This window comes from Kosakonia sp. H02, from assembly GCA_030704225.1.
Taxonomy (GTDB): domain Bacteria; phylum Pseudomonadota; class Gammaproteobacteria; order Enterobacterales; family Enterobacteriaceae; genus Kosakonia.
The window spans coordinates 4380908-4407017 of the sequence record CP131915.1 but is presented as its reverse complement, the minus strand read 5'-3'; the positions used below and the strand labels follow the sequence as shown (position 1 = coordinate 4407017).

26 protein-coding genes and 4 pseudogenes are annotated in these 26110 nt (G+C 54.7%); 13 read left to right on the top strand and 17 right to left on the bottom strand.

Annotated elements, in window-relative coordinates; genetic code table 11:
- Positions 1–29: 29 nt before the first annotated feature.
- The 6 genes and pseudogenes from Q5705_20820 to Q5705_20795 form a co-directional block, all read right to left on the bottom strand.
- Positions 30–446, bottom strand: coding sequence for a PIN domain-containing protein (locus Q5705_20820; protein WLI76971.1), 417 nt, complete (start codon positions 444–446; stop codon positions 30–32).
- Complete coding sequence (gene vapB, locus Q5705_20815) at positions 443–673, bottom strand: type II toxin-antitoxin system VapB family antitoxin (GenBank protein WLI76970.1); 231 nt, start codon at positions 671–673, stop codon at positions 443–445. Before vapB ends, Q5705_20820 begins: the two co-directional genes overlap by 4 nt.
- A gap of 206 nt (positions 674–879) precedes the next feature.
- Positions 880–1311, bottom strand: a pseudogene (locus Q5705_20810) (transposase).
- Positions 1312–1498: 187 nt separating this feature from the next.
- Positions 1499–2284, bottom strand: coding sequence for a hypothetical protein (locus tag Q5705_20805; protein WLI76969.1), 786 nt, complete (start codon positions 2282–2284; stop codon positions 1499–1501).
- Positions 2259–4331, bottom strand: a complete 2073-nt coding sequence (locus tag Q5705_20800) for a lipase family protein (protein ID WLI76968.1) — start codon at positions 4329–4331, stop codon at positions 2259–2261. Before Q5705_20800 ends, Q5705_20805 begins: the two co-directional genes overlap by 26 nt.
- Positions 4332–4443: 112 nt before the next feature.
- Positions 4444–4841: pseudogene (locus Q5705_20795) on the bottom strand (recombinase family protein).
- Positions 4842–5067: 226 nt separating this feature from the next.
- Between Q5705_20795 and Q5705_20790 the strand changes: the two are divergent.
- The 13 genes from Q5705_20790 to mdtD all read left to right on the top strand — a co-directional run bounded on the left by Q5705_20790 (position 5068) and on the right by mdtD (position 16082).
- Positions 5068–6003, top strand: coding sequence for a phage tail protein (locus Q5705_20790; protein ID WLI76967.1), 936 nt, complete (start codon positions 5068–5070; stop codon positions 6001–6003).
- A complete protein-coding gene (locus Q5705_20785) occupies positions 6004–6432 on the top strand; it encodes a tail fiber assembly protein (protein ID WLI76966.1) in 429 nt (142 codons plus the stop codon). It abuts the gene before it with no gap.
- A gap of 203 nt (positions 6433–6635) precedes the next feature.
- Positions 6636–7691, top strand: a complete 1056-nt coding sequence (locus tag Q5705_20780) for a phage tail protein (protein ID WLI79075.1) — start codon at positions 6636–6638, stop codon at positions 7689–7691.
- Between the two features lie 165 nt (positions 7692–7856).
- Positions 7857–9038, top strand: coding sequence for a phage tail sheath protein (locus Q5705_20775; protein ID WLI76965.1), 1182 nt, complete (start codon positions 7857–7859; stop codon positions 9036–9038).
- Between the two features lie 12 nt (positions 9039–9050).
- The gene (locus tag Q5705_20770) at positions 9051–9569 is read left to right on the top strand and encodes a phage major tail tube protein (GenBank protein ID WLI76964.1); all 519 of its coding nucleotides are present in this window, start codon (positions 9051–9053) and stop codon (positions 9567–9569) included.
- A 61-nt stretch (positions 9570–9630) separates the two neighbouring features.
- Positions 9631–9912, top strand: a complete 282-nt coding sequence (locus Q5705_20765; GenBank protein ID WLI76963.1) for a phage tail assembly protein — start codon at positions 9631–9633, stop codon at positions 9910–9912.
- A 32-nt stretch (positions 9913–9944) separates the two neighbouring features.
- The gene (locus tag Q5705_20760) at positions 9945–10064 is read left to right on the top strand and encodes a GpE family phage tail protein (protein ID WLI76962.1); all 120 of its coding nucleotides are present in this window, start codon (positions 9945–9947) and stop codon (positions 10062–10064) included.
- On the top strand, positions 10057–11760 hold the full coding sequence (locus Q5705_20755; GenBank protein ID WLI76961.1) for a phage tail tape measure protein: 1704 nt from the start codon (positions 10057–10059) through the stop codon (positions 11758–11760). Before Q5705_20760 ends, Q5705_20755 begins: the two co-directional genes overlap by 8 nt.
- Complete coding sequence (locus Q5705_20750; GenBank protein WLI76960.1) at positions 11760–12218, top strand: phage tail protein; 459 nt, start codon at positions 11760–11762, stop codon at positions 12216–12218. Before Q5705_20755 ends, Q5705_20750 begins: the two co-directional genes overlap by 1 nt.
- Positions 12218–13318 (top strand): phage late control D family protein, encoded by a 1101-nt coding sequence (locus tag Q5705_20745; protein WLI76959.1) that lies wholly within the window; start codon positions 12218–12220, stop codon positions 13316–13318. The genes Q5705_20750 and Q5705_20745 overlap by 1 nt, the downstream gene beginning before the upstream one ends.
- 78 nt (positions 13319–13396) lie before the next feature.
- Positions 13397–13591, top strand: a complete 195-nt coding sequence (locus tag Q5705_20740; GenBank protein WLI76958.1) for an ogr/Delta-like zinc finger family protein — start codon at positions 13397–13399, stop codon at positions 13589–13591.
- Positions 13592–13978: 387 nt separating this feature from the next.
- Entirely contained in the window at positions 13979–14668 is a 690-nt protein-coding gene (locus Q5705_20735; GenBank protein ID WLI76957.1) for a FadR/GntR family transcriptional regulator, read from the top strand.
- A 10-nt stretch (positions 14669–14678) separates the two neighbouring features.
- Positions 14679–16082, top strand: coding sequence for a multidrug transporter subunit MdtD (gene mdtD / locus Q5705_20730; protein WLI76956.1), 1404 nt, complete (start codon positions 14679–14681; stop codon positions 16080–16082).
- On the opposite strand, the gene rbsR is transcribed toward mdtD, so the two are convergent.
- The 11 genes and pseudogenes from rbsR to Q5705_20675 form a co-directional block, all read right to left on the bottom strand.
- Complete coding sequence (rbsR, locus tag Q5705_20725) at positions 16074–17066, bottom strand: ribose operon transcriptional repressor RbsR (GenBank protein ID WLI76955.1); 993 nt, start codon at positions 17064–17066, stop codon at positions 16074–16076. The two genes, mdtD and rbsR, sit on opposite strands and share 9 nt — an antisense overlap.
- A gap of 3 nt (positions 17067–17069) precedes the next feature.
- The gene (rbsK, locus tag Q5705_20720) at positions 17070–17999 is read right to left on the bottom strand and encodes a ribokinase (GenBank protein ID WLI79074.1); all 930 of its coding nucleotides are present in this window, start codon (positions 17997–17999) and stop codon (positions 17070–17072) included.
- Positions 18000–18098: 99 nt separating this feature from the next.
- Positions 18099–18989 carry a ribose ABC transporter substrate-binding protein RbsB gene (rbsB, locus tag Q5705_20715; GenBank protein WLI76954.1) on the bottom strand — a complete coding sequence of 297 codons (891 nt, stop codon included), beginning with the start codon at positions 18987–18989 and terminating at the stop codon, positions 18099–18101.
- Between the two features lie 26 nt (positions 18990–19015).
- Entirely contained in the window at positions 19016–19981 is a 966-nt protein-coding gene (rbsC, locus tag Q5705_20710) for a ribose ABC transporter permease (GenBank protein WLI76953.1), read from the bottom strand.
- Between the two features lie 5 nt (positions 19982–19986).
- Positions 19987–21492, bottom strand: a complete 1506-nt coding sequence (gene rbsA, locus Q5705_20705) for a ribose ABC transporter ATP-binding protein RbsA (protein WLI79073.1) — start codon at positions 21490–21492, stop codon at positions 19987–19989.
- 7 nt (positions 21493–21499) lie between these two features.
- Positions 21500–21919, bottom strand: a complete 420-nt coding sequence (gene rbsD, locus Q5705_20700; protein WLI76952.1) for a D-ribose pyranase — start codon at positions 21917–21919, stop codon at positions 21500–21502.
- 203 nt (positions 21920–22122) lie between these two features.
- Positions 22123–23634 (bottom strand): annotated as a pseudogene (gene kup, locus Q5705_20695) (low affinity potassium transporter Kup).
- Between the two features lie 135 nt (positions 23635–23769).
- A pseudogene (locus Q5705_20690) lies at positions 23770–24186 on the bottom strand (phage tail protein I).
- Complete coding sequence (locus tag Q5705_20685; protein ID WLI76951.1) at positions 24179–25087, bottom strand: baseplate assembly protein; 909 nt, start codon at positions 25085–25087, stop codon at positions 24179–24181. The pseudogene Q5705_20690 and the gene Q5705_20685 overlap by 8 nt, the downstream one beginning before the upstream one ends.
- A gap of 4 nt (positions 25088–25091) precedes the next feature.
- Positions 25092–25439 (bottom strand): GPW/gp25 family protein, encoded by a 348-nt coding sequence (locus Q5705_20680; protein WLI76950.1) that lies wholly within the window; start codon positions 25437–25439, stop codon positions 25092–25094.
- Positions 25436–26071, bottom strand: coding sequence for a phage baseplate assembly protein V (locus Q5705_20675; protein ID WLI76949.1), 636 nt, complete (start codon positions 26069–26071; stop codon positions 25436–25438). The genes Q5705_20680 and Q5705_20675 overlap by 4 nt, the downstream gene beginning before the upstream one ends.
- Positions 26072–26110: the final 39 nt, after the last annotated feature.

Here is a 26110-nt window from a genome sequence, read left to right as displayed (position 1 = left end):
CTTTATTACCCTGTAGTTAAAGCAGCGTATTATTTTACCCAGTCTTCAAGTGTCAGACCCGGCACGCGCGCAAACTCCCTCACATTATTCGTCACCAGGATCGCGCCGGCTGCAATGGCGTGTCCGGCAATGGCCGTATCGTTTGGCCCGATTGGCGTCCCGGCTGCGGCCAGGGATGCCTTAATCCCGGTTGTCGCATCCACGGCGGCCCGATCCCAGGGCAGTACGGCATTGAGGCGGGCACAGAACGCATCAACCAGCTGTGCGTGGCGCGGAGATGCTTTCTTGCCGATGGCACCGAAGCGCATCTCGGCGTAGGTGATGGCCGAGACCACAATCCGGTTGTTGCGCAGCACCGCCTGCTCCAGGCGCTTAATTACGGCTTCCGGCTGCTCACGCATGATGAACGAGCAGATGTTGGTATCGAGCATATAGGTCTTGTTCACAGGTCAAACCGTCCTTCGTCGCTGACAACGTCCTCACGCTCCGCCATAAAGTCCGCGTCGGCTTTATCAAGCTGCGCAAACGAGCCCCAGGTCGGCCGGACCGGGCGCAGGATGATGCTGTCCCCTTCCCGGACGATTTCCAGCTCGCTGACGCCCTCAAAATCCAGATCGCGCGGCAGACGGATGGCGCGGTTATTGCCGTTTTTAAAAATAGATACAATTCTCATGTTCTCTCCTGGCCGTTCGGCCTGACTGCAGCGCACCACGCGCATATGTATAGTATATGCGGATGCAATTCATATGTATATACTTAGCATATGCAGATGCGCAGGATATGCTGTTTTCTATTATCTTCCTGCCAGAACGGAATACCCCGTCCCGGAGGATGCCGGCAGGGTATTTAAAGGTGAGGTCAGGTTGAGACTAGTGCGTGCCAGTCATGCAGCAGACCTGTTGACCAGAAGCCCCTGTCGAACAACGTCACGCTGTTATCCGGTGCCTGTTTTGCCAGCCCTGCGGCCAGTCGCATCTCATTAACGTCATACCGGTCCATTACGCTCGCCCGCAGCAGGTGGCTGCTCAGTTCCATCAGACACACCATGCGGACCTGCGGGAAGCCTTTTTCTCCATACTGGTTTTCTGCTTTCGCGAAGGCAGCGGCATTTTCCGGCGTGTCGGGAGTCCGCCAGACCATACCATCAACGGCGTTCAGCGTCAGGCCATTCCAGAGCGGATGCCGGGCTTCCTCGTGCCAGTGCTGTTGCGTGAGGTTGAACAGTTCCCGGATGGCATCTTCCCCCAGCTTTTTGCGGCGGGCGATCACAGAGCTGGGGGCAGTAAACGACCTGCCGGTGCGGTCAACGAGGGGTCCGCTTGGAAAACGGAAAATATCCTACGCTAAGCCTGTTTTTTGAACAAAGTAGTGCTCTGTCGCATTGGAAGTGGGGCCAATGGAAGCGAAGCTGCAAAATGCGACATTTTACAAAACGAGCGGGTTCGGGAAATTAAAAGCGTTAAAAAAGGATCTCAAAGAGATCCCTTCATTTGATTGTTTATTTCAACAACGACAATAATCTTTGATAATCAGGGTTAACCTGACGGACATGCTCTTCATTTCCATCAGGGTAGGTTATAACCATCCCAATTCCTCGTTGCTTATCAGCCTCAAGTGACACGTTTTTTTCCGCATGAAAGATCGGCTCTATAGTTATCAAACTCGCGTTTTTCAGCTGATAACGCCGGCTCCACTTTTCGGAATCCGTATCTCCGCCAAAAAGTTTCAGCGTCGTCTTGTTAAACATATGACTAATGTATGACATAGGAAAGAAGTCTGTTTTCAGTTCCAGCCGCTCACCGCCGAATGCTTTAGCCCGCCCGGTCCCGTAGCCGTCACTGAGTCCGTAGTTGCCGAAATCGAAGATATAGCTGGTATCAATAACCTCTTTTCCCTTAACCAGCGGATTGTCTTCCGCAATACTGAAGCTCACCATCAGTGAGTTCAGTTGCCACTGGCACGGGCCGCCACCATCAACAGCAACCCGCAGACGCCGGACATTGTCACCATCAGGCACACCGAATGGCTGTTCAACGTCGTTATAACCCGGAATATCATGAGGTTCATTACTTGAATTATAACGCACAGATTTGCACTGTTTCGAACGATACAGCAGCTCTGCAGGTTGAAGTGTTACCCCTTCCGGTACGCGAAAAGTCACCGCCACCCATTTAGCATTATCTGGAGGCGACATCGTCCGGTCAGGTCGATTATCACACCCGCAAAGCAGCGCAAAAGCCGACATAACAACGGCAGTTCTACTGAGAAAATTCAACGTCTTCATCCGTTACCTCCGCAAAGCGGATCAGGGCATTTTTTCCGGTCTCCTCAGCACGTATCCGGTTCAGCGTCACCGGCAGCATGTCTTGAAGCGCCAGGAACTCGCGGTTACGCTCGACCTCATCCGGATTGCTGCCAGATGCACTTTTCTCCACCTCGTCACGGAATCTCTCCCGCATCGCTTTTCTGCTTATATCCCGCGTCGGATCGGCCAGCTCAAGTACCTGATTATGGATATACGGCAGGTAACGGTGTGCCATCGAGTGACTGCGAGGATCGGTACCAATACCGTTCAGCGTTGGGTTGGTATTCTGCGGAAAGGTCTTTTTCAGGCTGGCTGGATCCAGACACTGGATAAACGCCGCCTGATGCTCACCGGTGGATTTCAGGCACTCCTCATTCAGGGACGGCACCAGGAAGAGCTTGGTGGCCACAAAATGCCGGGTATAGGCCTGCCCGTCGACCAGGTTTTTCTGATACGGACTGGCGGCCTGCATCGCGCATTGCTGCGCCCGGAAAAATATTACCGTACTGCCGTGGTGCCAGTACGGGTCTTTTTTCTCCACAAGACCCGCCGACTGATACGCCAGATCCCGTACCGCCATGCTGAGTCCGGTTGCCGTGGTCACCGACCAGTCGAACCCCAGCTTGTCTCCCAAGGGGCCCCATGTCTCGTAGAACGCATTATCGAGATCGGCATCCGGAGGGATCTGCGTGATCGTGTCATTATCGTTGACGTGCCGGTAATGAGTGATGTCGTCCAGTGATGCTATCGCCGCGCGGGTGAAGGTACGCGGCATCCCGTAGGTGTACAGTACCGGCAGGCTGGATTTCATCTCGGCAGCGTACAGCAGCGCCAGTGCCCCGCCCAGACTATGACCGCAGACAAACAGTTTTTTCGCTCCACCACTCTCTTCCAGAGATTTATTAATAGCATCCAACTTGTCCCCAAACTTCCGCTTCGCCAGCCGATATGCCTCCAGAAAGCCACCGTGAACATATCCCTCACCGGCCAGCTCCGGCAGGCAGCGCTTCGGCGCAAAGGATAAATCGGTTACCACATTCAGCAGGCTGTCGGTGCCGCACCAGGCAACCAGCACGTGCGTACCACATTCCACTGTAAACAGTCGGGTATCGCCTTCCCCGTTCAGTCCTTCCCCGGTGTTCAGGTAGACCGGGGCCTGGTAGTGGTCACGGAATGGTACATCCACCGCCAGCGTGTGAAAGTAAGAAGGGAACTCCGCAAATTGCGGGATACATGATAGATCCTGGCATTTCTGACGGAAAAAATAATCGATGGCCGGATTTGTCGCCTCTGCTGTATAGACGAGATCGGCCATAATGCCGAGGTTATATCCGTTGGCGAGGTCATAGTCTTTTGTGTCGTGCAGGGCCAGCGCCCATGCACGGAACGGGCAGATCTCAATCACATGCCGCTGCTCCAGCGCCTCACGCGCGATTTCCGTGCCTTTCAGCGATTTTCCCGGCGGGAAATGGAATTTCGGCGGTTCAGGTGCATCCCAGCCCTCAATATGTGGTAGCCGGTCGCACAGTTCCCCGATGGTGACATAGTGATGCGTATGCCCGCTGGCCTCAGCTTTCTCCTGCACGTCAGTGCGCCATGACGGGTCGCGGGTTTCCGGTCTGAATATATTATTGGTCACCGGCTGGCTGTTCGGGTTACGCCGGAGTCCCAGCGGTCGCCTCTCCATCTCATCAGCCAGCTGCTGGCCGTCAACCTTCACATCAACCGTAATCCAGTACAGGTCATCAAAGCGAACCAGTCCCTGGCTGTCAGTCACCCTGGCGGGCGGATTAGGCGGCGGCGTGGGGTTGTAGTCGTGGTTACCATATTTTTTCCACATAGCGACCTCTTTTGCAGAGGCCAGCGGGTGGTATTCCAGCTGCACATTCAGCCCGCTAACCGGATTGTTGTTCTCATCCACGAACTGAAGCTCAAGCCAGTATCTATGCGGCTCACCGCGACAGTAAACAACCTTACTTTTGGGCCTGATGCTGGTAATACAGGTGTTGTCGCCAATAATTTCCATGCTGATTCCCTGCACATTTTTATGTATAAATAACATTCCATCGTAACCAAGCGATATTTTATCGTCATTGTTCCGGGACAAAGAAATGACTGATTCTTACTGGTATGGTGGTTTATGCTGCTGGAATAGCCGCCTTTACCATGAGAATAGTCTGTCGGGTCGTTCCAAATTCACGGGCCACAGCACTCACAGACATTCCCGTACTGAGCCGTTCCAGTACCGATTTTTTCTGTTCATCATTCAGGGCAGAGGGGCGTTCAAATCGTTTCCCTGATGCTCTGGCCCGGGCGATACCCGAGTGTGTGCGCTCAAGCAGCAGATCGCGCTCAAATTCCGCTACGGCAGAAATCACCTGCATGGTCATTTTCCCTGCCGGGCTGGTGAGATCCACGCCGCCCAGAGCCAGGCAATGAACCCGAATATCTGATGCAGCCAGCGTTCCACCGTTTTTCTGACGTCCATAGCATTTCGTCCAAGACGATCCAGTTTGGTGTAGTGGTCAACTAAAACTGGCCACCGCTTTAGAGTTTTTCCAGTATCGGTTTTCCGATTCGTTTGGTGATAATCCACCGTTATATTCATGCGGCCTGAGCGAGCTGTAATACCCGACGATTTTTTTTTTGCGCTGCGCTGTTGTTTCGCGGCGTAGCCAACGCCGTGAAATAGCGTCCGTCTGGGGCTGAACGGAAAATAGCACCACCGTTCATTCCTCATCAAACAACCTGAGAGTTAACGCATGACCACAAAATATTATGCAATTTTGACCAATCAGGGCGCAGCGAAGCTGGCGAACGCGACCGCGCTCGGCACCACGCTCAATCTGACGCAAATGGCCGTGGGAGACGCCAACGGCGTGTTACCTACGCCGAATGCCTCGCAAACGGCCTTGATTAATCAAACACGTATCGCCTCGCTGAATACGCTGTCGGTTGATCCTGATAACGAAAGCCAAATTATTGCCGAACAGATTATCCCGGAAAACGAAGGGGGATTCTGGATACGGGAAATCGGTCTTTATGACGATACCGGCGTGTTGATTGCCGTAGCCAACTGCCCGGAAACCTATAAGCCATTGTTGCAGGAGGGCAGCGGACGTACGCAAACCATTCGCATGGCTGTGGTGGTGTCATCAACGGCAGCGGTAACACTGAAAATCGACCCTTCGGTGGTGCTGGCAACGCGTAAGTATGCGGATGAACTGATGAATAACCACCTCAAAGCTGCGAATCCACATCCGCAGTACCTGCAAATTACACAGGCTTTTAAAGAGATCGCCAACGCTGGCAGCGATGCGGTTGCCGCTGCGCTAAAAAACCTGGGACTGGGAGATGCGGCCAAAAAATCGGTGGGGACTGGCGCAGGTCAGATTCCTGATATGTCGAGTTTTGCTGGCGTCAAAGGAGCGTCGTGGCTTCAAAGACATCCGTCAGGATTAATTGAGTGTGGAGGCAGTTTTATCGTAAATCCTGCTGCGGGGACGCAGAAGATCACAGTAAATTATCCCATACCGTTCCCATCAGCATGTGTGGGTATATGGTTTTCAATCCAGACGGAGGACCCCAGCAACAAATCTTGCGGTATTTTTGAGCGTACCAGCAATTTGACGTCATTTATCGCATCGATCGTCACGAATTCACAAAATACAATTTGTTTCAGGGCCGTGGGGTATTAAATGAAATATTTATGGTCAGCAAAAAATAATGTTTTCTTTCTCAATGAGATGAAAGAGCAGTACGAAGAAAAAGGATGGGATTTTTCTGACGCGATCCTTATTGACGATGAAATAGTTACCAAATTCATGGGGCCGCAACCAGCGAACAAAATAAGAACCGTTGGCGATGACGGTTTTCCATCGTGGGGAGATCTCCCGTCGCCCACCCCAGAGGAATTACGGGTAGCGGCTGAAGCGCGTAAACAGAGTCTGGTTAATCAGGCAAACGAATACATGAATGGTAAGCAGTGGCCAGGAAAAGCCGCAATCGGAAGGCTCATAGATGTCGAACTGAAGCAATATGAACAGTGGCTGGATTATCTGGACGCGCTGCTCGCAACCGATACTTCTTCCGCCCCCGATATCACCTGGCCCACACAGCCAGAATAAACTTAACGGGCTACGGCCCGTTTTTTTGCCGGGCAGCGCTGCGTGTATCCGGCCTACCGCTTCCACATGACTGCTAAGAGAAGCCGCCATCAGGCATTGTCCCGCAGGTTGTCCTGGCTTGCAGCCAACCCTGCCCAATAGCCTCCGCCCCAAACGCCGTCAGACAATATCGTTTACTCAATCGATAACCTGAGAGTGAACGCATAGCTATGAAATATTTTGCCATCCTGACCAATCAAGGAGCCGCGAAACTGGCGAACGCCACCGCGCTCGGCACGCAGCTTAACCTGACCCATATGGCCGCCGGTGACGGTAACGGCAGCCTCCCGACTCCCGATCCAGCGCAGACAAAACTGGTTAACCAGAAGCGTATTGCCCTGTTGAATATGCTGTCGGTCGATCCTAATGACGCGAATCAAATTATTGCCGAGCAGATAATCCCGGAAAACGAAGGCGGGTTCTGGATCCGTGAAATCGGCCTGTACGATGCGGATGGTGTACTGATTGCCGTCGCCAACTGCCCGGAAACCTACAAACCATTGCTGCTCGAAGGCAGCGCCCGCACGCAAACGCTGCGTATGGCGTTAGTGGTGTCATCAACCTCAGCGGTGACGCTGAAAATCGACCCGTCGGTGGTGCTGGCGACACGTAAATATGCCGACGAGTTGCTGAGCAACCACCTCGAAGCGGCCAACCCGCACAGTCAGTATTTGCAAATTGCGCAAGCCCTTAAAGAGATTGCCGATGCAGGAAGTGATGCGGTAGCTGCGGCATTAAATCATTTGGGATTAGGAGAAGGTTCAGCACTTCCGGTTGGCGTACCTGTTCCATGGCCAACAGCTACGCCGCCAGTCGGTTGGCTGCAATGTAACGGCGCGGCCTTTACCGCCGCGCAATATCCGAAACTGGCTCTGGCCTATCCCAAACTTGTTCTTCCTGACCTACGAGGGCAATTCATTCGGGGCTGGGGTGGTGTGGAAATGGATCCTGGTCGGGCGTTACTCTCTTCTCAATCTGCAACCATTGTTGGCATGGGCGATCCGACCAAAACATCAACGGCTCTCGTCACACTGGTTAATAATACGGATGACAACGCCAATACGATGCGGGAGTTATTGGGAGGCGAGAGCGTAGAAAATCTCCCGGGCATTGGATATTCGACGGGAACAGGCGCAAGTATGATGGCCAATGGAGCATATGTGTCAATGAAAGTCAGACCCGCGAACATCGCGTTTAACTACATAGTTAGGGCTGCGTAATGACGGCATACCTGATGCCCCCGCAGCCAGAGTAACCCAAACGGGCTTCGGCCCGTTTTTTTTATCTTCCGCTGTTGTTTCAGCCGCGCCCCAACCCCGACAAATAGCGCGCGGCTTCGCCACCCAGGAAAATAGCACTCACCCCAACACCACGGAGTTAAACGGATGAGTGACTACCATCATGGCGTCCAGGTCGTCGAAATCAACGACGGCACACGCGTCATTTCCACTGTCTCAACCGCCATTGTCGGCATGGTATGTACCGCCAGCGATGCAGATGTTGAGATGTTCCCCCTTAATGAACCGGTACTGATTACCAGCGTCCAGAGCGCTATCGCCAAAGCGGGCAAACAAGGCACGCTGGCGGCGTCCCTGCAAGCCATTGCCGACCAGGCAAAACCGGTTATCGTTGTGGTCCGCGTCGCTGAAGGCACAGGCGATGACGCACCGGCACAAACCATTTCCAACATCATCGGCACCACCGACGAAAACGGTAAATACACCGGCCTGAAAGCGTTGCTGACCGCCGAAGCAGTAACCGGCGTTAAGCCGCGTATCCTCGGCGTACCGGGGCTGGATTCCCTTGAAGTTGCCACCGCGCTTGCGCCCATTTGCCAGAAACTGCGTGCCTTCGGTTACGTCAGCGCCTGGGGCTGCAAAACCATTTCCGAAGCTATCACGTATCGCGAGAACTTCAGTCAGCGTGAGCTGATGGTAATTTGGCCGGACTTCCTCGCCTGGGACACGGCGGCGAATGCAACGGCAATTGCTTACTCCACCGCCCGCGCACTTGGCCTGCGCGCCGCTATCGACCAGTCAACCGGTTGGCACAAAACCCTGTCTAACGTCGGCGTTAATGGCGTCACCGGCATCAGCACCCCGGTTTTCTGGGATTTGCAGGAATCCGGCACCGATGCCGATCTGCTGAACGAAGCAGGCGTCACAACGCTTATCCGCAAAGACGGCTTCCGCTTCTGGGGCAACCGCACTTGCTCGGACGATCCGCTGTTTCTGTTTGAAAACTACACCCGTACTGCGCAGGTTATCGCCGACACCATGGCTGATGCGCATATGTGGGCGGTGGATAAACCGATCACTGCAACGCTTATCCGCGACATCATCGATGGCATTAATGCGAAATTCCGCGAGCTGAAAAGCAACGGTTATATCGTGGATGCGACCTGCTGGTTCGACGAGGAAGCTAACGATGCCGAGACCCTGAAAGCCGGGAAACTGTATATCGATTACGACTATACCCCGGTGCCGCCACTGGAAAACCTGACCTTACGCCAGCGCATTACCGATAAGTACCTGGCGAACCTGGTCTCCTCGGTCAACAGCAATTAAGGAACCTGATACATGGCAATGCCGCGAAAACTCAAATATATGAACGTGTTCCTCAATGGCTACAGCTATCAGGGGATCGCAAAATCCATCACGCTGCCGAAGCTGACCCGCAAGCTGGAAAACTACCGCGGCGCAGGCATGAACGGCGTCGCGCCCATTGATATGGGGCTCGATGACGACGCGCTGTCGATGGAGTGGTCGCTGGGCGGCTTCCCGGATGCCGCCATCTGGGAACTGTACGGCGCAACCACTGCGGATGCGGTACCGATTCGCTTTGCCGGCTCCTACCAGCGCGACGACACCGGCGAAACGGTGGCCGTTGAAGTGGTCATGCGTGGCCGCCAGAAAGAGATCGACACTGGCGAAAACAAACCGGGTGAAGATACCGAGTCGAAAATCTCCGTCGTGTGCAGCTACTTCAGGCTGACGATGGACGGCAAGGAACTGGTGGAAATCGACACCGTCAACATGGTTGAAAAAGTCAACGGCGTCGACCGTCTCGAGCAGCACCGCCGCAATATCGGCCTGTAATGCCCACCCGGTCAGCCTCGCTGGCCGGGACTCCCCCTGCTAACGCAATGATGAGGATCCCATGAGCAACGAAACTGATAACGTCATTACCCTGCAAACCCCGATTAACCGCGGTGAGCAGGTTATTAACACCGTAACGCTAATGAAGCCTAACGCAGGCGCGCTGCGCGGTTTGAGCCTGGCGTCGGTGGCGAATGCCGACGTGGACGCGCTGATTAAAGTGCTGCCGCGTATTACCTCGCCGTCTCTGACCGAGCAGGAAGTGGGGGCGCTGGATCTGGCCGATATGGTGGCGCTGGCAGGCAAGGTGGTTGGTTTTTTGTCGCCAGTTTCGGCGCAGTAAGCTTTCCGGCCACGCTATCGGTCGATGATCTGATGGCGGATATCGCAGTGATTTTCCACTGGCCGCCGTCAGAACTCTACCCCCTGAGCCTGACCGAACTCATCACATGGCGCGAAAAAGCGCTCCAGCGAAGCGGAAATACATATGAGTAACAGCGCACAATTAGAGGAATTGCTCACGGCTGTTGATCAGGCGACGCGCCCGTTTAAAAACCTGGAGACAGCGAGTGTGTCGCTGTCTGACCAGCTAAAACAAACGCAGACGACCCTGCGCAGACTGTACAGCCAGGTCGCGCAGATCGACAGTTTCACCCGGACGAAAAACGCCCTGAACGCCGTCAGCCTTGAGCTAAAAACAGCGAAAGAGAGTACGCGGGCGCTGGCTTCCGAGCTGAAAAAAATCGATAAGCCAACCCAGTCGCAGACAGTGGCACTGAATAAAGCCCGCGACAGCGTGAGTAGCCTTACGCAAAAACACAACAATCTGCGCCAGGCGGTGAAAAACCAGCGGCAGGCTCTGCAACAGGCAGGGATCAGTACCCGCACGCCAGCCTCGGCAAAACAGCGTCTGCAAAGCAGCATCAAAGACAATACCGGGCAACTCAACGCGCAGCGCACATCGCTGGCGCAGGAGAACCGGCAAAAGCGCGTGGCGAAACTCCAGGCTGCACAGCAGACTATTCAGGGGATCGGCGGGAAAGTCTCGACCGTTGGCAAAACCGGGATGGCCATCGCCACCACCGGCTTTAACCTCGGGAAAAAACTGCTGCAACCGGGTTATGAACAATCGCTGAATAAAACGCCGACAACGCCCGGTACGGCGGTCACGACCGTACAGAACAGCGGCGGTAATCTCGGTACCGATCTGGACGCACTGCAAGCGGCGTATCAATCCCTGAGTGTCGATATTTTCAGTACGCAGGAGTCGTCGCTGCGCAAACTGGTGCAAACCGCGACCGGTTATCTTGGTCAGTTGCAACAGTGGGTACAGAACAACCAGGGCCTGGTGCAAACCTTCGGGCTTATCGCCACCGTCGTGGTTGGCGTTGCGGGCGCAATTGGCACCGTGGCGAGCGTCATTGCGCCTGTCTTTACCGGGATCGGCACGCTTATCACCATCGCCACCTCGTTCGGCAGCGTTTTCACGACCGTCGTCGGCGGGATCATGACAGTGCTTGGCTCGCTCACGCTGCCCATTATTGGCATCGTTGCCCTTGTGGGCGCTGCTGCGCTGGCTATTTACACTTACTGGGAGCCGATTAGCGCGTTCTTTGGTGGCGTCATCGAGGGCATCAAAACGGCGTTCGCCCCGATTGCCGGATTGTTTGAACCATTCCAGCCTCTTTTCGACGGCATTGGTCAAGCAATAAGCAAAGTTGGAGAGTGGTTCGGCAATCTTCTCTCTCCCATTAAATCCAGCCAGGAAACGCTGGAGAAATGCGGTAACGCCGGGACGATTTTCGGCCAGATGCTGGTCGATGCGCTGACACTGCCGTTTAAGCCACTGAAACTGCTGATCGAAGGTATCGACTGGGTGCTCGAGAAACTCGGTGTGATCGACAAACAGCCGGCTAATGCACTCCCGAAACCGCAAACGGAAGCTGGTGCCGGTGGCGCGGTGTTTGGCGCAGTGCAGCCCAACACCGTCAACAACTACCAGGCGGTAAAACCGGCTTCCGGCCATACCTTCACCGATAACAGCAAAACGGAATACAACGTTACGTTGCAAGGCGATGTCACTCCCGGCAGTAACAACGAGCGCTATTTGCAGGATCTGTTTCGCCAGGATGCCAATAACAAGCGCAATAACAATTTATCTCAACTCAACCCGTCAGGAGGGTTCGCATAATGATGCTGGCACTCGGGCTTTTTGTTTTTATGCGGCAGACGCTGCCGTTCCAGAACCGAAATCGCACCTCCGCATTCAACTGGAAGAACAACGCGCGCGTCGGCAAACGTGCAGCATATCAATATATCGGGCCGGGTGAAGAGACCATCGATATCAGCGGCGATCTCTTTCCTGAACTCACCGGCGGCGTGCTGTCGCTGGCGGCGGTTCGCCTGATGGCGGAGCAAGGCAAAGCGTGGCCGCTGATCGATGGCACGGGGGTGATTTATGGCATGTATGTGATAAGCAACGTCACCGAGAACGGCACTGAGTTTTACAGCGACGGTTCACCGCGCAAAATCAACTTCACGCTGAAACTCACTCGCGTCGATGAGTCGCTGGTCGCCATGGTTGGCAATCTTGGCGATCAGGGCAAACAGTTGTTCAACGATGCCACCAAGATGCTGGGGGCCCTCTGATGCTTGACGCGCTCACCAACAACCTGGCGGGAGTGAAAACGCCCGCCTATACGCTGACGCTAATCAGCAAAGACAACGACGATAAAGACATCACCGCCACAATAACGCCGCGATTAATGGCGCTGACAATCACAGACAATCGCGGTTTTGAGACCGACACGCTGTCGCTGACGCTGGATGATGCTGACGGAGAAATCCAGATGCCGATGCGCGGTAACAAAATAGGTGTCGCTATTGGCTGGCAAGGGGCAGAGTTGGCGGAAATGGGGACATTTACCGTCGACCAGGTCACGCACCAGGGCACACCGGACCAGGTGAGTATACTCGCGCGCAGTGTCGATTTTCTCGGCCCTATGAATTCCGCAAAAGACGGGTCGTGGCATGACACAACGTTTGGCGCAATCGTAGAAGATATCGCCAAACGTAATTCGCTAAAGGCGAGCGTCGCGCCCGAGTTGGCCGCGATAAAAATTGCGCATATCGACCAGTCCAGTGAGACAGACGCAGCTTTCCTCACCCGGCTGGCGGTACGCAACGGCGCAGAAATCGCGGTGAAATCAGACACGCTGTTTTTCCTTGTGCCCGGGAAGTGCGTCCGGGCTAACCAAAAAGTGTCCACGGTGACCATTTCCCGCAGCGAAGGCGATACGCATAGCTTTAGCATTGCCGATCGCGAGGTCTACGGCAGTGTTATCGCGCGCTGGCAGGATACCAGCACGCCGAAAGAGCAGACGAAACAGATAAAGTTGACGCGCAAAACCGGCGCAACCGGGGACGCAACGGATTATACCGCGGGCTCAAAAAAGAATGTTTTTACTCTGCCAACCCTTTACGCCTCAAAAGACGAAGCCACCCGGGCGGCAAAAGCGCAGTGGAATGAGATCCAGCGTAAGGCAGCAACGTTCAGCATTACGCTGGCGCAAGGGCGCACCGATATTTCGGCAGAAACACCCGTTTTGGTTTCAGGTTTTAAAAAAATTATTGATGAGACCCCCTGGGTTATCCAGAAAGTAATCCACGGCATTGATAGCAATGGTTTTATTACTCAATTGCATCTGGAGTTGAAGATCAGCGAAGCAGAGTATGAGCTACAGGGATAACGTCAAATGCAATCATTAACTTGTATTTGCAAGTTATAGGTTTATTATAACTGGCATAAACACGAGGGAGAACACACCATGATGCATTGCCCGGTATGCCAGGAAGCGGCGCACGCGCGCTCAAGCCGCTACCTCAGTTCCGAAACCAAAGAGCGCTATCACCAGTGCCAGAACATTAATTGTGGCTGCACCTTTGTCACTCACGAATCACTGGCACGCTATATTGTTCGCCCGGCGCTTTCGCCATCAGCACCGCCGCATAGCGTGCGCTAATCAATAATTTCACCAGGGCCTGCGATAGCAGGCTTTTTTTATGGCTGCCGCCAGGGCGCAATTTCCTGCCGCCATTCTGCCGCCATCGCCAATAAAAAAGGGGTTAGCATTACGCTAACCCCTTGTTCTATAACACGCTTTGGATGTAGCGCGCGCGCTTTATTAGTTAAGACGCTTGTATGCCGTTGTGCCGTGTCAGTGGAGGCGCATTATAGGGGGTTAATTTCCGCTGACAACCCTTAATTTCAAAAAAGTTTTCAACCGTCTCTTTTTTCAACAAAACGCGTCTAAAAGCGGCATAAATCGCGGGTTTCGCTGTTTTTACCACCACAGGAAGATATCGAATGGCATACTTATGAGTGATACGAAGAATAAAGGAAGCGATAAATGTCTTTAAACGCACAACAACTTGCCGCGCAGAAAAACATCTCCTGGGTGTTAGCCGAGAAGCTGGCCCAACAGATCCTGAAAGGAGAGTACTCACCAGGCAGCATTTTGCCGGGTGAGATGGAACTGGGCGAGAAGTTTGGCGTAAGCCGCACCGCCGTCAGGGAAGCGGTAAAGACATTGACAGCAAAAGGCATGGTATTGCCCCGCCCGCGTATTGGAACACGCGTCATGCCGAGGGGAAACTGGAACTTCCTTGATAAAGAACTCCTCTCCTGGTGGATGCGCGAAGATAATTTCCAGGATGTCATTCAACACTTCCTGGTGATGCGCAGCAGCCTTGAACCACAGGCCTGCCTGCTCGCCGCCACGCTGGGCAGCGCGGAGCAAAAAGCGCATCTCAATACATTAATGGAGGAGATGGTGTCCCTGAAGAAAGAGTTTGACCGCGAACGCTGGATAGCCGTGGATATGGCATGGCATGAACATATCTATGCGATGAGCGACAACCCTTTCCTTATTTCGTTTGCCAGTCTCTTCCATTCGATTTACCACACCTACTTTACCTCTATTACTCAAAACGAAGTGGTCAAGCTCGACCTTCACCAGGCTATTGTGGACGCCATTCAGGAAAGCGACGGTGAGGTCGCGCTCCAGGCATGCCAGAAATTATTGAATACGCCGACTTAACGGGATTTGTATGACAGAGAAGAAAGCGCGCAGTATGGCCGGGCTGCCGTGGATTGCGGCAATGGCTTTTTTTATGCAGGCACTGGACGCCACCATTCTTAACACCGCGTTACCCGCGATCGCACAAAGCCTGAATCGCTCTCCTTTAGCGATGCAATCCGCCATAATCAGTTACACCCTGACTGTTGCAATGCTGATCCCGGTAAGCGGCTGGCTGGCAGATCGCTTCGGTACGCGCCGTATCTTTATGCTGGCGGTCAGCTTGTTTACCCTCGGCTCGCTGGCCTGCGCCCTCTCCAACTCTCTGGCGATGCTGGTTATCTTCCGCATTATTCAGGGGGTCGGCGGTGCGATGATGATGCCGGTGGCGCGTCTGGCCTTGCTACGCGCTTACCCACGCAGTGAATTACTGCCGGTATTGAACTTTGTCACCATGCCGGGGTTAGTCGGGCCGATTCTTGGCCCGGTAATGGGCGGCGTGCTGGTCACCTGGGCGAGCTGGCACTGGATTTTTCTGATTAATATCCCGATTGGCCTCGCCGGGCTGGTCTATGCCCGCAAATATATGCCGAATTTCACCACCCCACGGCGCAGCTTTGATATGTGGGGCTTTCTGTTATTTGGCCTAAGCCTGGTGCTGTTTTCCAGCGGTATGGAGCTCTTTGGTGAAAAGCTGGTTGCCAGCTGGCTTGCCATCGCCATTATCTTCAGCGGCATCGCTTTGTTACTGGCTTATATTCACCACGCGCGCCGCCATCCTACCCCGTTGATTTCCCTCAACCTGTTTAAAACGCGCACCTTTTCCGTGGGGATCGCCGGGAACATTGCCTCCAGGCTGGGCACTGGCTGTGTTCCTTTTTTAATGCCGTTAATGTTGCAGGTGGGTTTTGGCTATCCGGCATTAATTGCCGGTTGCATGATGGCTCCCACCGCGCTGGGTTCAATTTTGGCGAAATCGACCGTGACACAGATTTTGCGCTGGTTTGGCTATCGCAAAACGTTAGTCGGCGTCACGCTGTTTATTGGCGTGATGATCGCGCAGTTCGCCTTACAAACGCAGGCGATGGCGATATGGATGCTGGTATTGCCGCTTTTTGTGCTGGGGATGGCGATGTCGACGCAATTTACCGCGATGAACACCATTTCGCTGGCGGACTTAACCGATGAAAACGCCAGCAGCGGCAATAGCATGCTGGCCGTCACCCAGCAATTATCCATCAGTCTTGGCGTGGCGGTCAGTGCTGCGGTGCTGCGTTTTTATGAAGGGTTTGATAGCGTCAATACCATCGAGCAGTTCCACTACACCTTTATTACCATGGGCGCGGTTACGCTGGTCTCTGCGCTGGTATTCATGCTGTTGAAAGCAAAAGATGGTCGCAACCTGATAAAGGAGCGCCATAAAAAATCAGGCTGAACCACGCTCCATTAATACCGGCGTCAGTTGTAACCGCTGCTGTTGCAGGCTGGGGTCGGCAATACGGTGGATCAGCACATCAATCGCCAGCTCACCCAGTTCATCTTTTGGCTGATGAATCGTGGTGAGCGGCGGCGTCATATAACGCGCCAGTTCAATATCGTCATAACCGACAATCGCCATATCCTGCGGGATCTTAAGCCCGGCCTGATAAAGCGCCTGATATGCGCCGACCGCCATCGCATCGTTACCAATAAACACCCCCTGCGGGCGCGCGTTCATGGTCAGTAATGCCTGCATGGCTTCAAAGCCGCCGCCAAACTCAAAATCACTTTCGATTTCATCCCCGTCGCGAATGGTCAACCCGGCACGGCCCATTGCCTCACGGTAACCCTCCAGCCGCAGTCGGGCGGGGGTTTTATCCAGCGGCCCGGTAATACAGGCAATCCGCGTGAAGCCTTTATTAATCAGGTATTCCGTCGCCATCACGCCGCCCAGCAAGGAATTATCCTGAATCAGATCGCTGTCACCATCGAACGGCGCCCAGTCCATCATGACGGTGGGAATAGAAGGGTAACGTTGCATGATGGTTTGCGAAGGTTGATGCGTCTCGGTGCAGAGCAAAAGCAACCCGTCGACGCGCTTTTGCATCAGCGTTTCCAGGTTGCTGTTCATCCGCTGCTCATCGCCTTCGGTATTACACAGCACCAGGCTGTAACCACGCTCGAAGCAGCTTCGCTCCACGCCACGCACCAGTTCGGAATAAAACGGGTTAGTACTGGCGGTAATCAACATCCCTATCGTGCGGGTCTGGTTAAGTTTCAGACTTCGCGCAAGGGCCGAAGGGGCATAGTTCAGCGTTTTGATCGCCGCCTCGACTTTTCCCCGAATCGTCTCGCTGACAAAGCGATCGTTATTAATAACGTGGGAGACGGTAGAGGTTGAGACGCCCGCCAGGCGGGCAACATCCTTCATGGTTGCCAAGCATCACTCCTGATGAGAGAGAAAATCGTCAATCTCGTTGCGCCACGGAACAGAAGGTTGCGCGCCTTTACGCGTGACTGCAATAGCCGCTGCCGCGTGCGCAAAGCGAATCGCCTCATCCAGTGGTTTATCTTCCAGCAGGGCGGTCATCAACGCACCGTTAAAGGTATCGCCTGCCGCAATGGTATCAATGGCTTTCACCTTAAAGCCCGGAACGCGTTTACCCTCACCTTTAACACTGGCCCACACGCCGCGGCTACCCAGGGTAATAATCACGGTGTCGATGCCTTTATCGTGCAGCACCCGCGCGGCACGCGCCGCGTCTTCATCACTGGCAACATTAATGCCAGTGAGCTTTTCCGCTTCCGTTTCATTAGGCGTAATAATGTCCACCAGCGCCAGCAGTTCATCGGAGAGTTCCCGGGCCGGAGCCGGGTTCAGCGCCACGGTAGTGTTATGTTGTTGCGCGATACGGGCCGCGGCCAGCACGCTGTCAACGGGCGATTCGAGCTGCATTAATAGCGCAGAAGCGTCTGCAATCAATTTTTGCTGGGCCGCCACGCGCTCAGTGGAGAGCGCCGCATTCGCCCCTGCATGAATACCGATGACATTCTCCCCTTCGCCGTTAACAAAAATCAGCGCCACACCGGTGGATTCCCCCGCCACCACGCTCACGGGGGCAACATCAATGTTGTCCCTTTCGAGCTGTTTACGCACCCGCGCGCCGGTATCGTCATCGCCCGTGCAGGCAATAAAGGCAATGTCCGCGCCACTGCGCCCGGCAGCAACCGCCTGGTTTGCGCCTTTACCGCCAAAAGCCACCTGATACTGGCTGCCGGTGACGGTTTCGCCTGGGGTCGGGAAAGATTCAAGGTTAAGAATGTGATCGGCATTGATACTGCCAAGGACGACGAGTTTGCCTGCGGTTTTCATGATGAGCTTGTCCATAAAGTGCGCCACCGTTAACGGTGGCGCGTGCCATGCTTTTCTTTTTTACGTTGTCCCTCAGGCTGACATCGCCTGAATGCTCTTTTACTGCTTGATAACCAGTTTCAGATCGACCGGGTTTTTAGCGTAGACTTTTTCGCCTTTCAGCACTTTGTCTGCCGTATCAACGCCTTTCGCACCAATCTGCTCCGGCAACTGCGCAACAGTCGCCGCCAGCTTACCGTCGTTAACCGCTTTCTCGCCGTCCGGTGTACCGTCGAAACCTACCACCATCACGTCGGTTTTTCCGGCAGTTTGCAGCGCGCGCAGCGCACCCAGCGCCATTTCATCGTTCTGGGCAAACACCGCCTGCACGTCCGGATGCGCGGTCAGCAGGTTCTGCATCACGTTCAGGCCTTTGGTACGGTCGAAGTCTGCCGGCTGGCTGGCCAGCACGTTAAACTTGTGTGCGGCAACGGCCTGCTTGAAACCTTCACCACGCTCACGCGCAGCGGATGTCCCGGCAATACCTTGCAGTTCAATGACTTTCGCGCCTTCACCCGCTTTTTTGGCAATGTAGTCACCGGCAATTTTGCCACCGAGGACGTTATCAGACGCAATATGGCTTACCACTTCGCCGCTGGTTGCTACACGGTCAAGGGTAATCACTGGAATTTTAGCCTGGTTCGCCATTTTGATGGCATTACCCACCGCATCAGAATCGGTCGGGTTGATGAGCAGCAGTTTGGTGCCGCGTACGGTCAAATCCTGAACGTTAGCCAGCTCTTTTGCCGGGTTGTTCTGCGAATCCAGCACCACCAGCTCGTAACCCAGTTTGTCCGCTTCTTTTTGTGCGCCATCCTTCAGTGAAACGAAGAACGGGTTATTCAGTGTGGAAATCACCAGAGCGATAGAGTCTTTCGCTAACGCGTTCGCACTTACCGTGGCGCTCAGTGCAACAGCAGAAACCAGAGTGGCCAGTTTTTTCATGTTCATATTCATGAGTCCTGTTGTGTAGGTAATTACTGCTTTTTGTTGTCTACCAGCACCGCAAGCAGAATCACCACTGCTTTCACGATCATCTGGTAATAGGAAGAAACGCTCAACAAATTCAATCCATTATTGAGGAAGCCAAGAATCAATGCGCCGATCAACGTCCCAACAATACGACCTTTCCCACCGGCAAGGCTTGTTCCGCCCAGCACGACCGCAGCAATCGCATCCAGCTCATAACCCGCTCCCGCCGTCGGCTGGGCTGAAGAGAGACGCGCCACTTCAATGATGCCCGCCAGCGAAGCCAGCAGGCCGCTCAGGGCGTAAACAATCACTTTGACTTTATCGACGCTAATGCCGGATAAACGCGTCGCGGCTTCGTTACCGCCCAGCGCATAGATATAGCGACCCAGACGCGTGTGATGTAACAGATACCACGCGGCGATAAAGACGATAGCCATGATCCACACCGGCGTTGGGATACCGAGCGGGCGGCCAATACCGAACCAGCCAAAAATATCGGCGTTATCGGTAAAGCCCGTATTGGCCGGGCTGCCGTTGGTGTAAACCAGCGTGACACCGCGCAGCAGTAACATCATCACCAGCGTGGCGATAAATGCCTGCACGCGGCCTTTGGCAACAATGGTGCCGGTCACGGCACCAATCGCCGCCCCCAGCGCCAGCGCACCGGCAACCGCCACCAGCGCATTAACTTCCATGCCGACCAGTGAAGCAGCAACCGCGCCGGTAAGCGCCAGCAGAGAACCGACGGACAGATCGATCCCCGAGGTCAAAATCACCAGCGTCATACCGACCGCCATAATGGCGTTAACCGATGTCTGCTGGAGGATATTCAACAGGTTATTGACGGTAAAAAAGTTGGGGCTCATGGTCGAAACGATAGCGATCAGCACCAGCAGGGCAATCAACGATTTTTGTTCCATCAGCCATGCTTTGGTGAAATAGCGGCGACCAGATACAGCCTGGGTAGTCATCTTTTTTACTCCTGATTCACACGATTAAGCTTGCCCACAGCGGCAGCCATCAATACTTCCTGAGTGGCCTGCTCGCGCGTGAATTCACCGCCGAGATGCCCTTCATGCATCACCATAATGCGATCGCTCATGCCCAATACTTCCGGCATTTCAGACGACACGAGAATGATGCTCAGGCCATCGGCCTTAAACTGATTAATTAATTGATAAATCTCTTTTTTCGCCCCGACATCGACGCCGCGGGTTGGCTCATCGAGGATCAGCACTTTTGGGCGGGTCATCAAACCACGGGCAATCGCCACTTTTTGTTGATTCCCGCCGGAGAGCAGGCCAATTGCCTGCTCCATTGAGGGCGTTTTCACATTGAACAGGCGAATAAAATCACTCACCGCCTGCTGCTCTTCTTTATGTTTCAGGTTGCCACCCGTACGGCTGAAGTAGCGCAGCGCAGTCAGCGACATGTTCTCTTTGACCGACATACCGAGCACCAGCCCGTCGCGTTTACGGTCTTCGGAGATATACACAATGCCATTCGCCAGTCCATCCTGCGGTGAGCGGGTAACCACTTCGTGGCCATCAAGGTTAACGTAGCCGCTGATACGTGGCAGTGCGCCATACAACACTTTCATCAGCTCGGTGCGGCCTGCGCCCATCAACCCGGCAACGCCAAGTATTTCGCCTTTACGCAAGGTAAAGCTGACATTTTCCACACCCGGCCCGCACAGATTATCGACGGTAAGACGAACGTCACCCGGCGCTTTGTCCAGACGCGGATATTGATCTTCCAGCTTACGGCCCACCATCATTTCAATTAGCGTATCTTCGGTCAGCGTCGCCACTTCGCGTTCAGCAATAAACTGCCCGTCGCGAAAAACGGTCACGTCATCGCAAATCTCGAAGATCTCTTTCATGCGGTGGGAGATATAAACAATGCCGCGCCCCTGCGCTTTCAGCTCGCGGATCACGCGAAACAGCGACTCGGTTTCCGTGTCGGTCAACGCATCGGTGGGTTCATCCATAATGATGACCTGCGATTCATAGCTCAACACTTTGGCGATTTCGACCATTTGCTGATCGCCAATGGAAAGCTCGCCCACCATCCGGTCACTCTTAAAGCGCAGATTCAGCTTCACCAGCAGTTTATCGGCTTCGGCAAACATCTTTTTCCAGTCGATTTTGCCAAAGCGGTTCACAAACTCGCGGCCAAGAAAGATGTTTTCGGCAATGGTGAGTTGCGGGATCAGGTTCAGTTCCTGGTGGATGATACCGATCCCGGCTTCCTGGGAGGATTTTGGCCCGTTGAAAGTGGTTTCTTTGCCCAGCCAAAGCAGCGAACCGGCGTCGCGGGTGTAGATGCCGGTCAGCACTTTCATCATCGTCGATTTACCGGCGCCGTTTTCACCGACCAGCGCCATCACGCGGCCGGGATAGACATTCAGCGCCGCGCCGGAAAGGGCTTTTACGCCGGGGAAGGCTTTATCGATGCCTTTGAGTTGCAATAACGCGTCCATGATGGCCTCAGAACGTAACGCCAGCACAGAGAATGATATTCGCAAACGGGGAGCACTCCCCGCTGCGAATAACCGCATGACTGTCCGCGGTCTGGTTTTTGAATTGTTCGTGCGTAACGTACCGCACTTCTATGGTATTCCCCTGGTGTTGTTGCAGCTGCTCGATATGACCGAGCAACGTTTCGTGGAGCGCTGGATTCTGCTGTTTGATTTCTGACGCTAAGATTGCGGCCTCAACCTGCATTTCTGCTGTCACCACTTCCAGAACCTGCATAAAGGAAGGAACGCCCTGGGTTAATGCCATATCAATGCGTTGTGTGTTACGCGGCACCGGCAACCCGGCATCACACACCACCAGCGTATCGGTATGACCAAGACGAGAGATGACCGACGAAATGTCAGCGTTCAGTACACAACCTTTTTTCATTTTTCCGCTCCATTAGCGAAACGTTTCGCTGACGGCAGTGTAGTACGAAGAATGTTCTGAAAACTACGTCGGCATTGCAGAAGTGTGATCGCTATCGAAACGTTTCGCTTGTGGATGTGATGAAAAAAAACGCGCTGCTTTCTTAATCAAAACCGGTGGAGGTTGATAGCAAAAACCCCTCTTACAGAGGGGTTTTCTCAGGGTTAAATTTCGACCTGCGTACCCAGTTCAATCACCCGGTTAGGGGGAATTTCAAACTGATCCGGCGCGCGCAGGGCGTTGCGTTGCAACACCAGATAAAGCTTACCGCGCAGACGCAGATACCACGGGCGTTTGCCGAGGATCAGCGACTCGTGGGACATAAAGAAGGAGGTTTCCATCATCCGGCAGGTCAGCCCTTCCAGGCCGCAGCGGTGGAACACCTCTTCAACGTTTGGCGTTTCACGCCAGCCATAGCTCGCCACCACGCGCCAGAACGTCGGCGAAAGTTGCTCAATCTGCACACGACGAACGTTATGCACATACGGCGCATCTTCCGTGCGCAAGGTCAGCAGGATCACGCGCTCATGCAGCACCTTGTTATGTTTGAGGTTATGCATCATGGCGAAGGGAATAACGTTCAGCGCGCGGGACATATACACCGCCGTGCCCGGCACGCGCACCGGCGGTGATTTCTCCAGCGACGCAATCATCGCCTCCAGAGAGTTACCGTGTTCATGCATCCGGCGCAGCAGGCGAAAACGCTCGCTTTTCCAGGTGGTCATCACCAGGAACATCACCAGACCGAGGCTTAATGGCAGCCAACCGCCGGAGACGATTTTGTCGAGGTTGGCCGAGAACAGCGGCACATCGACGCACAGGAAGAAAATCAAAATCAGGCCAACCAGAATCTTGTTCCAGTGCCAGTTTTTGCGCGCCACGGTGGTGGAAAGAATCGAGGTCAGCACCATCGTACCGGTTACCGCAATCCCGTACGCCGCCGCCAGGTTGCTGGAGTGTTCGAAACTGACGATAACCAGCACAACCGCGAAATAGAGCAGCCAGTTAATAAACGGGATGTAGATCTGTCCGGATTCCATTTCCGAGGTGTGAATAATGCGCATCGGCGATAAATAGCCCAAACGCACGGCCTGGCGGGTCAGGGAGAAAACGCCCGAGATAACCGCCTGCGAGGCAATGACCGTGGCTAGCGTGGCGATGATCAGCATTGGGATCAGCGCCCATTCAGGGGCCAGCAGGAAGAAGGGGTTTTTGATCGCTTCCGGCGTTTTGAGCAGTAGCGCGCCCTGACCAAAGTAATTCAACACCAGCGAAGGCAGCACTACGGTAAACCACGCCACGCGGATCGGCAGTTTGCCGAAGTGGCCCATATCCGCATACAGCGCTTCAACGCCGGTGATAGCGAGCACTACCGCACCAAGGGCAACAAAAGAGATGGTTTTGTACTGCACGAAGAAGTGCACAGCCCACATCGGGTTCAGCGCCTGCAACACTTCCGGGTTGGCGATAATGCTGCGTGCGCCCAGCACTGCCAGTATCAGAAACCACGCCAGCATAATCGGCGCAAACAGCTTCCCCACCAACCCCGTACCGTGTTTCTGAATCATAAACAACAGCGTAAAAAAAAACGGGCCGAAGCCCGTGTAGGTGAGGGGTTATGTCGTGATTTTGACGTCATCAATCAGGTGAATGGCCGAGGCCGGGTAAATCTCGCCGCCCACCACAATCTCTTCCGGCGTGTACGGGTAAACCGTCAGCTCTTCGCCGAGATAGCAGGCTGCGCCAACGTAACATTCGCCGCTGGTACTCAGGCTGATATTCAGCTCGGTCAAATGTCGGCTTGCCGGTTTGGCATCGTTAATCAGCCGTTCCAGCTCCTGGTACGTTTCATCGGTGATGCCGTTGTCCTGCACGCCGAGCACCAGCCGGAAAGTTCCCGGTTCGCCGTTGTCCTGCCACCATTCGCGCAGTTCAATCAAAAAGCCGAGCGGTTCGATCACCCGGTGAATAGCGCTGAGTGTCCCTTTGTGCTGATGAATAAAAAAGGATGAGGCGATCACCTTACGCTTGGTGGCTTCCGGCCAGTTAAAATCCCAGCGATCCACGGACATCGCCCAGGCCAGATAAGGCAGCAATTCAGCGGGGCAGGTTAGCGGATCCCATAACGCGCGCAGCGGCACCGGGACGCGTTCAATGTGCGCCGCCGCTTGTGCTGCCGCCACCTCAAGTACCGATGAGCCAACAGGCAGCAGACGGTCATCATTCATCGGTACCTCCGGCATTTATCTTCCACGCCGTGCACCAGGACGCCTGGCTCTGGTCAAGCACAATGTCACTTTGCGGCGCATTCAGCTCCACGCGCTGAACACCTTCAACATGCAGGGCGGCATAAATCGCCGACTGGCGGATATCGCGTCCCAGACGGCGCTGTGCACTGATGTAAGTTTTCAGTTTCTGCTCTGCCGCCTGGCGGATGGGCTCGGATTCGGGGCCTGGGTAAAAATAGAGCGTCGCGTCAATCTCGTAGGGCACAATCTGCGCACTCTGCACCGTGACGCGATCGCCGACCGGGCGCACCTCTTCCGCATTCAGCGCCTTTTCAACAATGGTCAGTAACGCGTCGCTGGCGCTGCCGTCGCCCTCGCGGGAAAGCACCGAAATCGTGACACAAGCCGGGGTCGGGCTGATGACCGAAATATCGGCCACGCGGCCATCGGCGCTGCGGCCATGATACTCATACGCGCCAACCGGCCCGGCAACGCTCAACCCTTCAAACGCCTGCTGAGCGCGCAGACGCAAATCCGTGTCTGACTCCATAACCGCAGCGGTCGGTGGGATGGTGCTCTCATCCGCCGGGGTGACCACCAGGCGTGCGGTGTTGCTGTTCGCCGCGACGACATCAAGGTCGTGACTCGAGGCATACGCCAGCATCACCGCGCGGGCGGCTTCGTTCACCCGTTGACGCCAGGTCACCTCGCGGTACGCGTTCTCTTCAAGAAACTTGGTTAACGGTTCAGATTCCAGCGCCAGCGTGCGGGCAATCGCCTCTTGCTCATCGGCGGGAAACAGGGAGATTAACGTGGTTTTACGCTCATCAAGGATGCTTTCGTAATCCAGCGCCTCGACCACATTGGGCGCGGGCAGTTGGCTCAGATCGATAATCGGCATGGTTTTAACTCACTGGAAGGGTTAGCGAAAGGGATTCACCGGTGCGGGTAAGCTGGCCGGTCAGATTAACAACCATTTTGCCGTCGAACTGGCGCTCAATTGTCACCGCGCTCAGGGTGATACGCGGCTCCCATTGCAACAGCGCCATATAACAGGCGGACTGGATTTGCAGCGCCAGCGCCGGGGTTTGTGGCTGATCGAGCATCTCAAACAGCAGCGAACCATAATCCCGGCGCATCACCCGCGAGCCAACTGGCGTGCGCAAAATATCGCTGATGCTCTGGCGGATATGATCGGTATCGGTAAGGCTGCGCCCGGTCGTGCGGCTCAGGCCTGAATATCGGGCTGTCATAAAGGCGCTCCTGTGGTTCCGCCGCTGTCGCCGGGGTGTTTATGGCTGTGCAGTACTTTGCCATTGGATGACAGCGAACCGCCGCTGTGGGCGATATCGCCGCTCATCGTGCCGCCTTTTTGCACCTCCAGCGTGGCGGTAATCAGCTTGTTGGTGCAGACCACTTCCGGCGTATCGAGCGTGATGCGGGTGCTGGCTTTCACCACCACTTCCGGCACGCTGGCGGTAAGAGATTGTGAAGCGGTGATATCGGCGGTTTTGATGCCGCTGACTTTCAGCGCGCTACTCTGCGGTTCATATTCGAACACTGCGCCATCCGGAAAGGCGACATGCCAGGCATCTGCCGAGGCCGACGGCGCCGGGTTATCGTTAGCGTAAATACCCGGCAGCACAAACGCGGTGTCGAGTTCTCCACCGACCGCCAGCAATAACACCTGCTCGCCAATGGACGGTGCCCACCAGCTGCGCGAGTGCCCGGCGCGATGCGTCAGCCACTGCAACCATTGCGTGACGATACCGCCGGTTTGTACCCGGCAACGTCCGGCGTTAAGGTCGATTTCGACGATAATGCCGGTGCGGATCATATTGCGAAGCTGGCGCGCCAGTTCGTGAAGCGAGAGTTGTCTGTTCATAAGCGAAATGATGCTCTGCATCCCCGGTTTTGAAAATTG

Coding starts and splice junctions, on each gene's coding strand:
- vapB (WLI76970.1), bottom strand. CDS start 673: ATGAGAATTGTATCTATTTTTAAAAACGGCAATAACCGCGCCATCCGT.
- Q5705_20805 (WLI76969.1), bottom strand. CDS start 2,284: ATGAAGACGTTGAATTTTCTCAGTAGAACTGCCGTTGTTATGTCGGCT.
- Q5705_20800 (WLI76968.1), bottom strand. CDS start 4,331: ATGGAAATTATTGGCGACAACACCTGTATTACCAGCATCAGGCCCAAA.
- Q5705_20790 (WLI76967.1), top strand. CDS start 5,068: ATGACCACAAAATATTATGCAATTTTGACCAATCAGGGCGCAGCGAAG.
- Q5705_20785 (WLI76966.1), top strand. CDS start 6,004: ATGAAATATTTATGGTCAGCAAAAAATAATGTTTTCTTTCTCAATGAG.
- Q5705_20775 (WLI76965.1), top strand. CDS start 7,857: ATGAGTGACTACCATCATGGCGTCCAGGTCGTCGAAATCAACGACGGC.
- Q5705_20770 (WLI76964.1), top strand. CDS start 9,051: ATGGCAATGCCGCGAAAACTCAAATATATGAACGTGTTCCTCAATGGC.
- Q5705_20765 (WLI76963.1), top strand. CDS start 9,631: ATGAGCAACGAAACTGATAACGTCATTACCCTGCAAACCCCGATTAAC.
- Q5705_20760 (WLI76962.1), top strand. CDS start 9,945: ATGGCGGATATCGCAGTGATTTTCCACTGGCCGCCGTCAGAACTCTAC.
- Q5705_20755 (WLI76961.1), top strand. CDS start 10,057: ATGAGTAACAGCGCACAATTAGAGGAATTGCTCACGGCTGTTGATCAG.
- Q5705_20750 (WLI76960.1), top strand. CDS start 11,760: ATGATGCTGGCACTCGGGCTTTTTGTTTTTATGCGGCAGACGCTGCCG.
- Q5705_20745 (WLI76959.1), top strand. CDS start 12,218: ATGCTTGACGCGCTCACCAACAACCTGGCGGGAGTGAAAACGCCCGCC.
- Q5705_20740 (WLI76958.1), top strand. CDS start 13,397: ATGATGCATTGCCCGGTATGCCAGGAAGCGGCGCACGCGCGCTCAAGC.
- Q5705_20735 (WLI76957.1), top strand. CDS start 13,979: ATGTCTTTAAACGCACAACAACTTGCCGCGCAGAAAAACATCTCCTGG.
- mdtD (WLI76956.1), top strand. CDS start 14,679: ATGACAGAGAAGAAAGCGCGCAGTATGGCCGGGCTGCCGTGGATTGCG.
- rbsK (WLI79074.1), bottom strand. CDS start 17,999: ATGAAAACCGCAGGCAAACTCGTCGTCCTTGGCAGTATCAATGCCGAT.
- rbsB (WLI76954.1), bottom strand. CDS start 18,989: ATGAACATGAAAAAACTGGCCACTCTGGTTTCTGCTGTTGCACTGAGC.
- rbsC (WLI76953.1), bottom strand. CDS start 19,981: ATGACTACCCAGGCTGTATCTGGTCGCCGCTATTTCACCAAAGCATGG.
- rbsA (WLI79073.1), bottom strand. CDS start 21,492: ATGGACGCGTTATTGCAACTCAAAGGCATCGATAAAGCCTTCCCCGGC.
- rbsD (WLI76952.1), bottom strand. CDS start 21,919: ATGAAAAAAGGTTGTGTACTGAACGCTGACATTTCGTCGGTCATCTCT.
- Q5705_20685 (WLI76951.1), bottom strand. CDS start 25,087: ATGCCGATTATCGATCTGAGCCAACTGCCCGCGCCCAATGTGGTCGAG.
- Q5705_20680 (WLI76950.1), bottom strand. CDS start 25,439: ATGACAGCCCGATATTCAGGCCTGAGCCGCACGACCGGGCGCAGCCTT.
- Q5705_20675 (WLI76949.1), bottom strand. CDS start 26,071: ATGAACAGACAACTCTCGCTTCACGAACTGGCGCGCCAGCTTCGCAAT.